13 protein-coding genes are annotated in these 14,145 nt (G+C 72.5%); 9 read left to right on the forward strand and 4 right to left on the reverse strand.

The genetic code is table 11. From position 1 onward, the window contains the following. Positions 1-101: 101 nt before the first annotated feature. Positions 102-1,262 carry a galactokinase gene (gene galK / locus ACLQ2W_RS07055; protein ID WP_425785703.1) on the reverse strand — a complete coding sequence of 387 codons (1,161 nt, stop codon included), beginning with the start codon at positions 1,260-1,262 and terminating at the stop codon, positions 102-104. Further along, entirely contained in the window at positions 1,259-2,245 is a 987-nt protein-coding gene (gene galE, locus ACLQ2W_RS07060) for a UDP-glucose 4-epimerase GalE (RefSeq protein ID WP_425785704.1), read from the reverse strand. Before galE ends, galK begins: the two co-directional genes overlap by 4 nt. A gap of 173 nt (positions 2,246-2,418) precedes the next feature. Here galE and ACLQ2W_RS07065 point away from each other — a divergent pair, with 173 nt between their 5' ends. The 6 genes from ACLQ2W_RS07065 to ACLQ2W_RS07090 all read left to right on the forward strand — a co-directional run bounded on the left by ACLQ2W_RS07065 (position 2,419) and on the right by ACLQ2W_RS07090 (position 6,980). Beyond that, complete coding sequence (locus ACLQ2W_RS07065) at positions 2,419-3,435, forward strand: hemolysin family protein (protein WP_425785705.1); 1,017 nt, start codon at positions 2,419-2,421, stop codon at positions 3,433-3,435. Positions 3,436-3,468: 33 nt separating this feature from the next. After that, positions 3,469-4,494, forward strand: a complete 1,026-nt coding sequence (trpS, locus tag ACLQ2W_RS07070; protein ID WP_405092343.1) for a tryptophan--tRNA ligase — start codon at positions 3,469-3,471, stop codon at positions 4,492-4,494. Positions 4,495-4,530: 36 nt separating this feature from the next. Next, on the forward strand, positions 4,531-5,094 hold the full coding sequence (locus ACLQ2W_RS07075) for a 2'-5' RNA ligase family protein (protein WP_425785706.1): 564 nt from the start codon (positions 4,531-4,533) through the stop codon (positions 5,092-5,094). A gap of 56 nt (positions 5,095-5,150) precedes the next feature. Next, positions 5,151-6,092 (forward strand): YihY/virulence factor BrkB family protein, encoded by a 942-nt coding sequence (locus tag ACLQ2W_RS07080; RefSeq protein ID WP_425785707.1) that lies wholly within the window; start codon positions 5,151-5,153, stop codon positions 6,090-6,092. Further along, positions 6,089-6,463 (forward strand): GntR family transcriptional regulator, encoded by a 375-nt coding sequence (locus tag ACLQ2W_RS07085; protein WP_396772909.1) that lies wholly within the window; start codon positions 6,089-6,091, stop codon positions 6,461-6,463. The genes ACLQ2W_RS07080 and ACLQ2W_RS07085 overlap by 4 nt, the downstream gene beginning before the upstream one ends. Positions 6,464-6,536: 73 nt before the next feature. Continuing rightward, the gene (locus tag ACLQ2W_RS07090; RefSeq protein ID WP_107157157.1) at positions 6,537-6,980 is read left to right on the forward strand and encodes a hypothetical protein; all 444 of its coding nucleotides are present in this window, start codon (positions 6,537-6,539) and stop codon (positions 6,978-6,980) included. A 153-nt stretch (positions 6,981-7,133) separates the two neighbouring features. Here the strand turns inward: ACLQ2W_RS07090 and ACLQ2W_RS07095 are convergent, their stop codons facing one another. Next, on the reverse strand, positions 7,134-8,768 hold the full coding sequence (locus tag ACLQ2W_RS07095) for a glycoside hydrolase family 13 protein (protein WP_425785708.1): 1,635 nt from the start codon (positions 8,766-8,768) through the stop codon (positions 7,134-7,136). A 180-nt stretch (positions 8,769-8,948) separates the two neighbouring features. Beyond that, positions 8,949-10,010 carry a LacI family DNA-binding transcriptional regulator gene (locus ACLQ2W_RS07100; protein ID WP_425785709.1) on the reverse strand — a complete coding sequence of 354 codons (1,062 nt, stop codon included), beginning with the start codon at positions 10,008-10,010 and terminating at the stop codon, positions 8,949-8,951. 197 nt (positions 10,011-10,207) lie between these two features. Here ACLQ2W_RS07100 and ACLQ2W_RS07105 point away from each other — a divergent pair, with 197 nt between their 5' ends. The 3 genes from ACLQ2W_RS07105 to ACLQ2W_RS07115 are packed head-to-tail and all read left to right on the forward strand — an operon-like array spanning position 10,208 to position 14,000. After that, the gene (locus ACLQ2W_RS07105; RefSeq protein ID WP_281942978.1) at positions 10,208-11,461 is read left to right on the forward strand and encodes a sugar ABC transporter substrate-binding protein; all 1,254 of its coding nucleotides are present in this window, start codon (positions 10,208-10,210) and stop codon (positions 11,459-11,461) included. After that, the gene (locus ACLQ2W_RS07110; protein ID WP_425785710.1) at positions 11,461-13,104 is read left to right on the forward strand and encodes an ABC transporter permease subunit; all 1,644 of its coding nucleotides are present in this window, start codon (positions 11,461-11,463) and stop codon (positions 13,102-13,104) included. The genes ACLQ2W_RS07105 and ACLQ2W_RS07110 overlap by 1 nt, the downstream gene beginning before the upstream one ends. Continuing rightward, a complete protein-coding gene (locus ACLQ2W_RS07115) occupies positions 13,101-14,000 on the forward strand; it encodes a sugar ABC transporter permease (RefSeq protein WP_405092348.1) in 900 nt (299 codons plus the stop codon). Before ACLQ2W_RS07110 ends, ACLQ2W_RS07115 begins: the two co-directional genes overlap by 4 nt. Positions 14,001-14,145: the final 145 nt, after the last annotated feature.

Consider the following 14,145-nt stretch of genomic DNA (forward strand, 5'->3'; position numbering starts at 1 on the left):
AGAGTGGCCATCCGAGCGTGGATGGCCACTCTTTCCGTGAATCAGGGGCGCGGGCGGGCGTCGGGGGCGCGCGCGGCGGGCGTCGGGGGCGCGCGGGGGCGTCAGGGGAGGCGGGTGACGCCTGGGGCGGGGCGGGCGGTCAGGGTGCGGGGGGCGGCGTAGCCGCGGTCGGCGTACGCGGCCGTGACGGCGGCGGCCACCTCCTCGGCGGCGTCCGCGTCGACCAGGGCGAGCACGCAGCCGCCGAACCCGCCGCCGGTCATCCGCGCGCCGTACGCGCCGGCCGTGAGCGCCGCCTCGACCGCGGTGTCGATCTCCGGGACGGTGATCTCGAAGTCGTCGCGCATCGAGGCGTGCGAGGCGGTCAGCAGCGGACCGGTCTCCCGGACCCGGTCGGCGCGCAGCAACCCGACGGTGTCGAGCACCCGCTGGTTCTCGGTCACCACGTGCCGGACCCGGCGCCGCGTCTCGTCGTCGTCGAGGCGGGCCAGCGCCGCGTCGAGACCGTCGGTGGGCACGTCGCGCAGCGCGGTCACGCCGAGCGTCGCGGCGGCCCGCTCGCAGCTCCTGCGCCGGGCCGCGTACTCGCCGTCGGCGTGCCGGTGCGGCGCGCGGGAGTCGATCACCAGCACGGCCAGCCCGGCCGCGTCCAGGTCGAACGGGATCTGCTCGACCTCCTCGGTGCGGCAGTCGAGGAAGAGCGCGTGACCGGCCCGGCCCCGGATCACCGCGGACTGGTCCATGATCCCGGTGGGCGCGCCGACGTACTCGTTCTCGGCCCGTTGGGCGAGCCGGGGCCACCGGTCGGCGGGCAGGTCGAGCCCACCGAGGTCGACAAGCGCGGCCAGCACCGCCGCCTCGATGGCGGCCGACGAGGAGAGGCCGGAGCCGACCGGCACGTCGGAGGCGATGGCGAGCCGCGCGCCGGGGACGTCGAGGCCGGCGGCCCGCAGCGCCCACACCACGCCGGCCACGTAGGCGGCCCAGCCGTCGACCCGGCCCGGCTCGTCGGCCTCCGCGGCGCCGAACTCGACCGGTGCGTCGTCCAGCTCCGACCAGACCGTCCAGCGCGCGTCCGGGCCGGGCGCCGCGGCGACCACGGTACGCAGCGGCAGCGCGAAGGGCAGCACGAAGCCGTCGTTGTAGTCGGTGTGCTCGCCGATCAGGTTGACCCGTCCGGGAGCCGCCCAGTGGCCGGCCGGCTCGGCGGCGTACCGCTGCCGGAAGCCTTCGGTGGCGCGGGCCGCGACGTCGCCGCTCATGAGGTGTGCCCGGTGCGGTGGTCGCGGTAGAACGCCCAGGCGTCGCCGACCATGTCGTGCAGGGTCGGCTTGGCCGGCACCCAGCCCAATTCGTCGCGGGCCAGCGCGGACGACGCGACCAGCTCGGCGGGGTCTCCCTCGCGGCGTGGCGCCACCTCGACCGGCACCGGGTGGCCGGTGACCTCGCGGACCACATCGACGACCTGGCGGTTGGTGAAGCCGTTGCCGTTACCCAGGTTGTAGATCCGGTGCCGGCCTCCGGTGGCGGCGTCCAGCGCGAGCAGGTGCGCGCGGGCGAGGTCCTCGACGTGGATGTAGTCGCGGACGCAGGTGCCGTCGACGGTGGGGTAGTCGTCGCCGAAGAGTTGGAGCTTCTCGCGCCGGCCGGCGGCCACGTCGAGCGCGATCGGGATGAGGTGCGTCTCCGGGTCGTGCCGTTCGCCGATCGCCGTTCCGTCGCGCAGGTACGCCCCGGCGACGTTGAAGTAGCGCAGCGAGACGGCGCCCAGCTCGTGCGCGACCGCCTCGGAGGTGAGCACCATGTCGACGGCCAGCTTGGTCGCCCCGTACGTGTTGGTGGGCGCCTTGACGGCGGTCTCCGGGATGGGCAGCTCGGTGGGGTTGCCGTAGACGGCGGCGGTCGAGGAGAAGACCATCCGGGGCACCCGGGCGGCGCGGACGGCGTCGATCAGGGCGATCGAGCCGACGGTGTTGGTGTCCCAGTAGAGCTCGGGGCGGATCATCGACTCGCCGGCGGCGATCAGGGCGGCGAAGTGCAGCACGCCGTCGAACCCGGCGTCGGGGGTGAGCACCCGGGCGGCCTCGTGCACCGGCAGGTCGACGTGGGTGGCGTCGGGGGCGAGCGCCTCGCGGTGACCGGTGCGCAGGTCGTCCAGCACGGTCACCTGGTGGCCGTGGTCGAGCAGCATCCGGGTCACCACGCTGCCGATGTAGCCGGCGCCGCCGGTGACGAGCAGTTTCACGTCGATCCTCCTGCCTGGCCGCGTCCGTGTCGGCCGTTTGTGATCACCCTACGGCCGGCGGCCACGGCGCGGCGGCCGAGTGAGCGTCACTCCATTCCACCACGATCCATCAGGATTGAACAGATCCGCACATCGGGCCGGGCTGGCACCGGTCGCTGTCTACCATGCTTGTCATGCGGGAAGCGGGTGGTCCCGGGCCCCGGCGGCGACCGTCGGGGCGGCCCCGACGCGAATCCGGCCCGCTGGCCCGGGCCGTGGCCCGGCTCGTGGTGCGGGCCGCCGACGGCGCCACCCGGGTGGTGACCCACCTGCTCGGGGCGAGCCCCACCGCCGGGCGGGAACGGATCAGCGAGGCCGACCTGCGCGACCTCGTCGCCGCCAACACGCTGCTCGACCCGGACGAACGCCGGATCATCGACGAGGTGCTGGTGGCCGGCGCGCGGCTGGTCCGCGAGGTGATGGTGCCCCGCACCGAGGTGGTCTTCCTCGCCGCCGGCCTGCCGGTGGCCGAGGCGCAGCGGCTGGTGCGGGCCGACCCGCACACCCGCTACCCGGTGGTGGACGGCACGCACGACGACGTCGTCGGCCTGGTGCACCTGCGGGACGTGTTGCTGCGCCCGGAGCCGGCCGGCCGGGTCGCGGTCGGCACGCTGACCCGCGAGGTGAAGCGGCTGCCGGGCAGCAAGCGGGTGCTCGCGGCGCTCACCGAGATGCGTCGGGAAGGGCACCACCTGGCCGTGGTGGTCGACGAGTACGGCGGCACCGCCGGCATCGTCACCTGCGAGGACCTGGTGGAGGAGTTGGTCGGGGAGATCCGCGACGGAAGCCACGGCCCACCCGATCCGGGGCCCGCCGGCCTGCCCGCCGTGGTCGACGGCCGGCTCAACCTGGCCGACTTCGCCGAACGCACCGGGGTGCCGCTGCCCGCCGGCCCGTACGAGACGGTCGGCGGGTACGTGATGGCCGCGCTGGGCCGCCTGCCGGTGGTCGGCGACGAGGTGCCGGTGCGGGACGACCCGGCCGACGGGCCGGATACCACCGATCCGGAGGGCTGGTTGCTGCGGGTGCTGGCGCTGGACGGCCGGCGGGTGTCCCGCCTGGCGGTCTCCGTACGCCGGCTGCCCGAGCCCCGGCGCGAGGTCAGCGGCCCGCGCGCGTCCGTACCCGCCCGACCCGCCGGCCCGTCATGACGGACCCGGGGGCTTGCTGACAGAATTGCCGCCATGTCCGACGTACCCGCCCGCCCGCGCGTCTTCTCCGGCATCCAGCCGACGGCCGACTCGTTCCATCTCGGGAACTACCTGGGCGCGCTGCGGCACTGGGTGGCGCTCCAGGACAGCCACGACGCGTTCTACTGCGTCGTCGACCTGCACGCGATCACCGCGGGGCACGACCCCAAGGTGCTCAGGCAGCGCACCCGGGTGGCCGCCGCGCAGCTCCTCGCGCTCGGCATCGACCCGGAACGCAGCACCCTGTTCGTCCAGTCGCAGCTGCCCGAGCACCCGCAGCTGGCCTGGGTGCTCGGCTGCATCACCGGGTTCGGCGAGGCCGGCCGGATGACCCAGTTCAAGGACAAGGCGCAGAAGCAGGGCAGCGACCGGGCCAGCGTCGGCCTGTTCACCTACCCGATCCTCCAGGCCGCCGACATCCTGCTCTACCAGGCGCACGCGGTGCCGGTCGGCGAGGACCAGCGGCAGCACCTGGAGCTCTCCCGTGACCTGGCGCAGCGGTTCAACTCGCTGTTCGGCCCCACCTTCCGGGTGCCGGTGCCGCACATCGTGAAGGACACCGCCAAGATCGTCGATCTCCAGGATCCCACCGCCAAGATGTCGAAGTCGTTCTCCGCCCCGGCCGGCATCATCGACCTGTTGGAGGACCCGGCCCGCTCGGCCAAGAAGATTCGCTCGGCGGTCACCGACACCGGCCGCGAGATCGTCTTCGACGCGGAGGGGAAGCCGGGCATCTCCAACCTGCTCACCATCTACTCCGCGCTCTCCGGTCGCGGCATCGACGACCTGGTCGCCGCGTACGACGGCCGGGGCTACGGCGACCTCAAGAAGGACCTCGCCGAGGTGGTGCGGGAGTTCGTCACCCCGATCCAGGAGCGCACCAACGGCTACCTGGACGATCCGGCCCAGCTCGACAAGCTGCTCGCGCGGGGCGCGGAGAAGGCCCGGGCGGTGGCGGTCGACACGCTGCGCACCGCGTACGAACGGGTCGGGTTCCTTCCCCCGGTGCGGTCCGCGTAGCGGCGCGGGCGGGGAACGGTGACGGTGAGCGGAGGGATGGCGCGCAACGTGGCGGGCAGTGACGCAGCGCCGGGCGGCGGGGACACGATCCAGATCGGGATCGCGGTCGACGTGCCCGAGCCGTGGGGCGGGCTGCTCACCCGCCGCCGGGTCTCCGCCGGCGACCCGCAGGCCGTCCCGGCGCACGTCACCCTGCTCGGGCCCACCGAGATCCCGGTACGCGCGCTGCCGGCGGTCGAGGCGCACCTGAGCCGGGTGGCCGCCACGCACCTGCCGTTCACGCTGCACCTGCGCGGCACCGGCACGTTCCGCCCGGTCACCCAGGTGGTCTTCGTGACGGTGGCGGCCGGGATCAGCGAGTGCGAGCTGCTCGCCGCCGCCATCAACTCGGCCCCGGAGCTGCACCGCGAGGCCCGCTTCCCGTACCACCCGCACGTCACCGTGGCCCAGGACGTGCCGCCCGAGGTGCTCGACAAGGCGTACGAGGACCTGGCCGACTTCTCCGCGCTGTTCGAGGTGGAGGCGTTCACGCTCTTCTCGCACAGCGGGGCGGCCCGGTGGCAGCCCCGTCGCGACTTCCGGCTCGGCGGCCCCCGCTGAACATCCGGCCGGCCGGGCCGCCTCCGCCGAGGGCGACGATCGGCGAGGATGGCGGGGTGAACGTCTTCGGCCGGATCGAGGTGGCGGTCGGGCGTCGGATCGACGCGGCCCGCGGTCGCTCGGCCGCCTTCGACCACGTCTGGCTGGCCGGGACGCTCTACGCCGACCTGCTCGCCGGGCGGCTCGCCGCCGCCATCGCCTACTACGGCTTCTTCGCCGTGTTCGCGCTCGCCCTGGTCGCGTACTGGATCTTCGGCGCGGTGCTGCGGGACAACGAGGACGTCAGCCGCGCGGCGGCCGAGTTCCTCCGGGAGAACCTGCCCTTTGTCGACCCGGCGCAGATCGCCGAGAGCAGCAACACCGTCGGCGTGGTCGGCCTGATCATCCTGGTCTTCACCGGGATCGGCTGGGTGGAGGCGATCCGCTCGTCGCAGCGGCTGATGTACGGCTTGAACCAGCAGCCCGGCAACCTGGTGGTGCGCCACCTGGTCGACCTGGGCGTGCTGGTCGCGGTCTTCGTGCTGCTCTTCGTCTCGGTCGCCGCCGTCGACGCGCTGGAGTCGCTGCTGCGCTTCCTGCTGCGCAGCACCGGCTCGGTCGGCCTGACCACGGTCAGCGCGGTGCTGAGCGTGCTGGTCAACGCCGTGCTCGCCGCCGCGCTGCTGTTGGCCGTGCCCCGGCTGCGGATGAGCCGCCGCCGGTTGCGCCCGGCGGTGCTGACCGTCGCGATCGGGATCACGCTGCTCAACACCGTGGGGCGCTACTACGTGGTGCGCACCGAGCGGAATCCGGCGTACACGGTGGTGGCGACCGCCGTGGGTCTGCTGCTCTACCTCTACCTGCTCAACCAGATGGTGCTCTTCGGCGCCGCGCTCGCCGCCACCAGCCGGTACGGCCGGGTGGTCGACCTGGCCGAGGGCGGTGCGCGGGAGGTGGACGTGGAGGCCGACGTGCTGGACGAGGAGACCGATCCGGGCACCCCGGGCGGCGGGGGATGAGCCCGCGGATCCGGGTGGACGCGGAGTCGGCGACACCCCCGTACGAGCAGGTGCGCGCCCAGCTCGCGAGCGCCGTCGGCGACGGACGGCTGCCGGTGGGCACCCGGCTCCCCGCGGTCCGGCAGCTCGCCGCCGACCTGGGGCTGGCGGTGAACACGGTGGCCCGGGCCTACCGCGAGCTGGAGGCCGCCGGGCTGGTGCAGACCCGGGGCCGGCACGGCACGGTGGTGGCGCCCGGGCGTGACGACGCCACCGACCGGCTGCACCGGGCCGCCGCCGACTACGCCGCCGAGGCGCGTCGCCTGGGGGTGCCGCCGGAGCGGGCGGTCGCCCTGGTCCGGGCGGCGCTGGACGCCGGTACGCGTGGCTGAGGGCGGTCGCCTGAGCGGGGAGACTCGGGGGATTGCGGTCCCCGGGCGGGCGCGGAACGACGATGATGGGCCGGTGGGCGCACTCGTGACACTGGACCTGCCGGACGACTCGCCGATGCTCGGCCTGCCCTGGATCATCACGTTCGGTCCGCTGGCCGCCGACGACGAGTGGGAGCCCGTGGTCTGCGGCCCGTACGAGCGGCCGCACGCGCTGGCGCTGGCCGAGGCGGTGGTGGCCGAGGAGCAGTTGATGGCGGTCGTGGAGCCGTTGCTGCCGGCGCTGACGCCGGAGGAGATCCGCGGTGAGATCGCCGCCGCGCAGATCGCCGCCGAGGACGAGGCGGCCGAGGCCGACCAGGCGGATCTCTACGGCGACTTCGAGGACGTCATCGACGACGAGCTGGAGTTGGCCGCCGAACGCCAGCCGGAGCCGCAACCGGCGGAGCCGCCGGACGCCGACGAGGTCCGCGCCGGCTTCGCCCGGATCGCCGCGCTGCTCACCGCCAAGGGCGGCTGACCACCGGCGCGGCGCCCCGAACGGACGCCGGCCCCCGGGAGCGGACTCCCGGGGGCCGATGTCACCTCACCCCCCACCACAAGGGGTCGGCAGCCCAGCCGCCCGTCGGCGCGGAGCACAACGGACGACCAGGTCAATGGCGGGTTACCCGGCTCAGCGCCGTTCGAACCACGCAGCCGCGTCCACCGGCAGGACGTGCCCGTCGCCCCGCTCGGTGAGATCGGCGCTGGCGACGAGCGGCCGGCCGAAGCCGGCAACCGTCACGTCCGCGCCGCTGAGGTTGACCACGCAGGTCAGCTCCGTGTCCCCGGCGGCGCGACGGAACGCCAGCACGCCGGGTTCGGTCTCCAGCCAGGTGATGCCGCCGAGGCCGGCCAGCGCCGGGTGCGTGCCCCGGACCCGCAGCGCCGCCCGGTACAGCTCCAGCGTCGAGCCGGGCACCCCGGTCTGGGCGGCCACCGAGAGGGCCCGCCAGGTCGCCGGCGCCGGCAGCCAGCTCAGTTCGCTGCCGTCCGGCCCGAAGCCGTACGGGGCCAGCTCGCCGCTCCACGGGATCGGCACCCGGCAGCCGTCCCGGCTCTCGCCGGTGCGCAGGAACGACGGGTCCTGGCGCAGCTCGTCGGGAAGGTCGAGCACCTCCGGCAGGCCCAGTTCCTCGCCCTGGTAGACGTAGGCGCAGCCGGGCAGCGCGAACATCAGCAGCGCGGCGGCCCGGGCGCGGCGCAGGCCGACCTCGCCGTCGCCGTACCGGGTGACGTGGCGCTGCTTGTCGTGGTTGGAGAGCACCCAGGTGGTCGGCGCGCCGACGATTGTCGACTCGGCCAGCGCGGTGTCGATCACCTTGCGGAACGAGTCGGCCGACCAGGTGGCTTCCAGGAAGTCGAAGCTGAACGCCTGGTGCAGCTCGTCCGGGCCGATGTAGCGGGCCAGCCGCTGCGGCGTCTCGGCCCATGCCTCGGCGACCGCCATCCGGCCGCCCGGGTAGCTGTCCAGGATCGGCCGCCAGGCGCGGTAGATGTCGTGCACCTCGTCCTGGTCGAAGTAGGGCAGCCGGCCCTTGCCGAGCAGATCCGACTGACGCTGCCCGGTGGTCATCGTGCTGAAGCCGACGTCCGGCAGGCCCTCGGCCTTGATCATGCCGTGCGCCACGTCGATCCGGAAGCCGTCGACGCCGCGGTCCAGCCAGAAGCGCAGGACGTCCTCGAACTCGGCGCGCACCTCGGGGTGGCGCCAGTTCAGGTCGGGCTGGGCCGGGTCGAACAGGTGCAGGTACCACTGGCCGTCGACCACCCGGGTCCAGGCCGGGCCGCCGAAGATGCTCTCCCAGTCGTTCGGGGGCAGCTCGCCATGCTCGCCCTTGCCGTCGGCGAACAGGTAGCGCTCGCGCTCCGGGGATCCCGGGCCGGCGGCGAGCGCCGCGGCGAACCAGGGGTGCGCGCTGGAGGTGTGGTTCGGCACCAGGTCGACGATGATCCGCAGGCCCAGCGCGTGCGCGTCGGTGATCATCTCGTCGAAGTCGGTGAGGTTGCCGAAGAGCGGGTCGACGTCGCGGTAGTCGGCCACGTCGTAGCCGGCGTCGACCTGCGGGGAGGTGTAGAACGGCGTCAACCAGAGCGCGTCCACGCCCAGCTCGCGCAGGTAGGGTAGGCGCCCCCGGATGCCCTGGAGGTCACCGACGCCGTCGGAGTTCGCGTCCGCGAAGCTGCGGACGTAGACCTGGTAGACGACCGCGGACCGCCACCAGTCGTCGTCGGTGGCCGGTGGCGTGGGGGTGGGGGCGGAGGTCATCGGTGTCGATCCCGTTCTGTGGCGGCGCGGCGTGTCTGAGCAGAATGCCGCGTCGGCGCTGCAAGAGTCAAGCATTCCTTGCGCAAGAAATGACGCCGATCACCCACCCCACCAGCCCGGTCACCGTCCGCACCTCTCCCAGATCCCGAGACGCCCGCGCCGGGGTCGGGCGGGACGGGGTCAGGCGGGGACGGGAAGGGTGGGGGCGGGGCGTTGGCGCTTGGCGGTGGGGCGGGCGACCGCGGTGGAGCCGCGTACCACCAACTCCGGGCGGAACAGGTACTCGGAGTTCGGGGACGGGTGCCCGTTGATCTCGTCGACCAGGGCGCGTACGGCGGCCACCGCCATGGCCGCGACCGGCTGGCGCACCGTGGTCAGCGGCGGATCGGTGAAGGCCATCAGCGGCGAGTCGTCGTAGCCGACCACCGAGACGTCCTCGGGGACGGAGCGGCCGCGTTGGCGGGCCGCCCGGATCGCGCCGAGCGCCATCAGGTCCGAGCCGCAGACCAGGCCGGTCACCCCGCGCCCGATGAGCCGGCCGGCGGCGGCCTCGCCACCCTCCACGCCGAACAGGGACAGCTCGGTCAGCTCGGCCAGGTCGTCCTCGGAGATGTCGGTGAGGCGCCGCATCGCGGCCTTGTAGCCGGCGACCTTGCGCTGCACCGGGACGAACCGGTCCGGGCCGGTGATCAGGCCGATCCGCCGGTGTCCGAGCGCGACCAGGTGGGCGACCGCGAGTTCGGCGGACTCCCGGTCGTCGCAGGAGACGAACGGCGCGGGGATGCCCGGCGCGTACCCGTTGATCATGACGATCGGCAGCGGCCGGGCGAGCAGCGTGCGGTACCGGTCGTGGTCGGCGGCGGTGTCGGCGTGCAGACCGGAGACGAAGACGATGCCGGAGACCTGCCGGTCCAGCAGCATCTCGACGTACTCGTCCTCGCGGACGCCGCCCGGGGTCTGGGTGCACAGCACCGGCGTGTAGCCGGTGGGCGCCAGCGCGGACTCGATGATCTGGGCGAACGCCGGGAAGATCGGGTTGTCCAGCTCGGGCACGACCAGGCCGACCAGCCCGGCGCTGCGCTTGCGCAGGCGGGCCGGGCGCTCGTAGCCGAGCACGTCGAGGGCGGTGAGGACGGCCTGCCGGGTCTCCGGGGCCACTCCGGGGCGGTCGTTGAGCACCCGCGACACCGTGGCCTCGCTGACTTCGGCCTGTTGGGCGATGTCGGACAGTCGAGCGCGCATGGCGGCACTTTAGCTCAACGGCAAAGTCTTGCGTACACTTCTGCAAGCCCTTCCATTCTCTGCAACCTCTTGCTAACGTCCCCGCAACATGCGAGAGCAGCGGCGCAGCACCCCCGCGCCGGTCAGCAAGAATTTTCAGAGGTTCCCACTGGCGGTCGCCCTTCCCCCGGCGTGCCGCCATGACGACAGGAGTACCGATGCGCATCCGTACCGCGGGTGTGGTCGCCGTCCTCGGTCTGGCGCTCGCCGCGTCCGGCTGTGGTGACAGCGGCAGCGACAAGCCGGCCGCCGAGCAGTCCGCCAGCAAGGCGACCGGCGGCAAGCTGGTCATCTGGGCCGACGACAAGCGCACCGCCGCCCTCAAGCCGTTCGCCGAGGAGTTCGGCAAGGAGAACGGCGTGACCGTCGAGGTGCAGGCCGTCTCCAAGGACCTGCAGACCAACTTCGTCACCGCCTCCCAGCAGGGCAGCGGCCCGGACGCCGTGGTCGGCGCGCACGACTGGATCGGCAACCTGGTCCAGAACGGCGCCATCGACCCGGTCCAGCTCACGGCCGAGCAGAAGGCCGGCTTCAACGAGACCGCGGTCAAGGCGGTCACCTTCAACGGCCAGCTCTACGGCGTGCCCTACGCCACCGAGAACCTGGCGCTGCTCCGCAACACCGAGCTGGCCCCCGAGGCGCCGAAGACGATCGAGGACCTGGTCACCGCCGGCAAGAAGCTCAAGGCGGAGAAGAAGGCCAGCGAGATCCTCTGCCTCCAGTCCGGCCAGAACGGCGACGCGTACCACATCTACCCGCTGTACTCCTCGGCCGGCGGCTACCTGTTCGGCACCGCCGCCAACGGCGACTACGACCCGAAGGACCTGGGCGTGGGCAAGCCGGAGTCGATCGCCGCGTTCCAGAAGATCGCGAAGCTCGGTGAGAAGGGCGAGGGCGCGCTGAAGCGGTCCATCACCCCGGAGAACTCGATCTCCACCTTCACCGGCAAGAAGTGCGCCTTCCTGGTCTCCGGTCCGTGGGCCGTGGCCGACGCCAAGAAGGCCGGCATCAAGTACGACATCTCCCCGGTCCCCGGCTTCGCCGGTGGCAAGGAGGCCCAGCCGTTCGTGGGCGTCCAGGCGTTCTACGTCGCCGCCAAGGGCAAGAACAAGGCCCTGGCCCAGGAGTTCGTCACCAACTACGTGACCAAGCCCGAGCTGGCCGTCGCGCTGTACAAGGCCGAGCCGCGCCCGCCGGCGCTGACCGCCGCCTTCGACCAGGTCAAGGGCGAGGACCCGGACCTGGCGAAGTTCTCCGAGGCCGGCAAGAACGGCCAGGTGCTCCCGGCGATCCCGGCCATGGCCGCGATCTGGGACCCGTTCGGCAAGGCCGAGGCCGCCGTCATCGGTGGCGCCGACCCGGCCAAGACGATCACGGCCGCTGGCAAGACCATCCAGGGTCAGATCAAGTAATGAGCGCGCCGCTGTCCGGCCCGGGGTCCGCCACGCGGACCCCGGGCCGGGAGCCCGCTCGTCCCGGGCTCCCGCGCACCTCGCGTACCGCGCGGAACCACGCGCCGATCACCGCGACCGGCCTCGTCGTCAAGGTGGTCCTGCTCGGCCTGGTGGCCGGGATCGCGCTCTGGGCGGCGTTCCCGCTCATCGAGGCCGGGCACTGGATCGGGCTCGGCGTCCTGGTGGCCACCACCGCCGCCCTGTTCTACCTCTACCTGGGTCGCCGGCACATCCCGGCCAAGTACCTGGTCCCCGGCACGCTCTTCCTGATCGCGTTCCAGGTGCTGCCGGTGCTCCTCACCGCGAGTACCGCGTTCACGAACTTCGGCGACGGCCACCGCGGCAGCAAGGACGACGCGGTCGTCGCCATCCAGACCTCCTCGGTGAAGCAGGTGCCCGGCTCGACCGAGTACGCGCTCACCATCGCCACCAAGGGCGACCCGGCGACCGGCCCGCTGACCTTCCTGCTCAGCGACCCGAAGACCAAGCAGGTCTTCGCGGGCGACGCGGGCGGGCTGCGCCAGCTCGACGCCGCCGCCGTCACCGTCAGCAGCCTCAGCGGCAAGATCACCGCCGCGGACGGCTACACCGTGCTGAACATCGGGCAGGCCAGCAGCCGCAGCGACGCGGTCACCGCGCTGATCGTGCCGACCGACGACGGCGCCATCCGCTCCAACGGCCTCACCCGGGCCTACGAGGGCAAGGCGGCCCGGGCGTACGACGCCGGCTGCGACTGCATCCGAGACAGCGAGAGCGGCAAGACCTGGACCGCCGACGAGAAGGTCGGCTCCTTCGTCGCCGCCGACGGCGAGCGGCTCAGCCAGGGCTGGAAGGTGAATGTCGGGCTGAAGAACGTCGGCGCGGTGCTCACCGACCCGAACATCTCCGGCCCGTTCTTCGGCACGCTGGCCTGGAACTTCGCGTTCGCGATCGGCTCCACCGGGTTCACCTTCCTGCTCGGCATGGCCATCGCGCTCGCGCTGCACTCGCCCCGGATGCGGGGCACCAACCTCTACCGGATGCTGCTGATCCTCCCGTACGCCATGCCGTCGTTCGCGATGCTGCTGGTCTGGCGGGACATGTTCAACACCGACTTCGGCCTGCTCAACAACCTGTTCGGGCTGGACGTCGACTGGTTCGGCGGCGCCTGGTCGGCCCGGGTCGCGGTGCTGCTGGTGCAGCTCTGGCTCGGCTACCCGTACATGTTCCTGGTGGCCACCGGCGCGCTCCAGGCCATCCCGCGGGAGCTGACGGAGGCCACCTCGGTCGACGGGGCCAGCCCGTGGCAGTCGTTCAAGGCGGTCACCCTGCCGCTGCTGCTGGTGGCGCTCTCGCCGCTGCTGATCGCGTCGTTCGCGTTCAACTTCAACAACGTCAACGCGATCCTGTTCACCACCGAGGGCGGCCCGTTCGCGCCGGACAACCCGCGCAACGGCGCCACCGACCTGCTCATCACCTACACGTACCGGCTGGCGTTCGGCGCCCAGGGCGCCGAGTACGGCCTGGCCGCCACCGTCTCGATCTTCATCTTCGCGATCGTGGCGACCGTCTCGGCGATCAGCTTCCGGCGCACCCGCAAGCAGGAGGAGGTGTACTCGTGACCAGCATCGCGGAAACACCGGCGGCCCACCGCAGCCCGGTCGGCCGGTCGCGCAGCCGGTGGTTCGCCCAGGTGGGCTGGCGGCATCTGGTCGGGGTGCTGGCGGTGCTGTTCAGCCTCTTCCCGATCATGTTCGTGATCTCCGCGGCGCTCAACCCGCTCGGCACGCTCTCCTCGACCGAGCTGCTGCCGACCGGGGCGTCGCTGGAGAACTTCACCAACCTGTTCGACCGGACCGCGTTCGGCCACTGGTTCCTCAACTCGCTGCTGCTGGCGGGCGTGGCCAGCTTCGCGTCGATCTTCCTGTCGGCGCTGGCCGCGTACGCGTTCTCCCGGATGCGGTTCGCCGGGCGGCGGATCGGCCTGCTCACGCTGCTGCTGATCCAGATGTTCCCGCAGTTCCTGGCGATCGTGGCGATCTTCCTGATCTTCACCACGATCACCGACCTGTACCCGTCGATCGGCTTCAACACGCCGTGGGGCCTGTTCCTGCTCTACATGGGTGGCGCGCTGGGCGCGAACACCTGGCTGATGAAGGGCTTCTTCGACACGCTGCCGAAGGAGCTGGACGAGTCGGCGACCATGGACGGCGCGTCGCACGTGCAGGTCTTCTTCCGGATCATGCTGCCGCTGGTGGCGCCGATCCTGGCGGTGACCGGCCTGCTCGCGTTCATCGGGTCGATCAACGAGTTCATCATCGCCAACGTGTTCCTCACCAACACCGAGTCGAAGACGCTCGCGGTCGGCATGTTCGGCCTGGTCGCGGGCGAACGCAACAACAACTTCGGGATGTTCGCGGCGGGCACGCTGCTCACCGCGATCCCCACCGTGCTGGTGTTCCAACTGCTCCAGCGCTACATCGTCTCCGGCCTCACCTCCGGAGCGGTCAAAGGCTGAGCCTCCTCGGCTCACGCTGCGGCAAGGGCGTCGTGTCGGCGTACACCGGAGCGGTTTGGAGGGCGGACCGTGGGGGGGGGGGGGGCCCCCCCCCCCGGGGGCCCCCCCCACCCCGTGGGCGGGGTGATTTAAAAAAAAAACACGG

The sequence above is a fragment of the Micromonospora sp. DT227 genome, assembly GCF_049841835.1.
Taxonomy (GTDB): domain Bacteria; phylum Actinomycetota; class Actinomycetes; order Mycobacteriales; family Micromonosporaceae; genus Micromonospora.

Excerpts from the sequence above, each read along its gene's own strand:
- galK (WP_425785703.1), bottom strand. The coding sequence starts at position 1,262 with ATGAGCGGCGACGTCGCGGCCCGCGCCACCGAAGGCTTCCGGCAGCGG.
- ACLQ2W_RS07065 (WP_425785705.1), top strand. The coding sequence starts at position 2,419 with ATGCGGGAAGCGGGTGGTCCCGGGCCCCGGCGGCGACCGTCGGGGCGG.
- trpS (WP_405092343.1), top strand. The coding sequence starts at position 3,469 with ATGTCCGACGTACCCGCCCGCCCGCGCGTCTTCTCCGGCATCCAGCCG.
- ACLQ2W_RS07075 (WP_425785706.1), top strand. The coding sequence starts at position 4,531 with ATGGCGCGCAACGTGGCGGGCAGTGACGCAGCGCCGGGCGGCGGGGAC.
- ACLQ2W_RS07085 (WP_396772909.1), top strand. The coding sequence starts at position 6,089 with ATGAGCCCGCGGATCCGGGTGGACGCGGAGTCGGCGACACCCCCGTAC.
- ACLQ2W_RS07095 (WP_425785708.1), bottom strand. The coding sequence starts at position 8,768 with ATGACCTCCGCCCCCACCCCCACGCCACCGGCCACCGACGACGACTGG.
- ACLQ2W_RS07100 (WP_425785709.1), bottom strand. The coding sequence starts at position 10,010 with ATGCGCGCTCGACTGTCCGACATCGCCCAACAGGCCGAAGTCAGCGAG.
- ACLQ2W_RS07105 (WP_281942978.1), top strand. The coding sequence starts at position 10,208 with ATGCGCATCCGTACCGCGGGTGTGGTCGCCGTCCTCGGTCTGGCGCTC.
- ACLQ2W_RS07110 (WP_425785710.1), top strand. The coding sequence starts at position 11,461 with ATGAGCGCGCCGCTGTCCGGCCCGGGGTCCGCCACGCGGACCCCGGGC.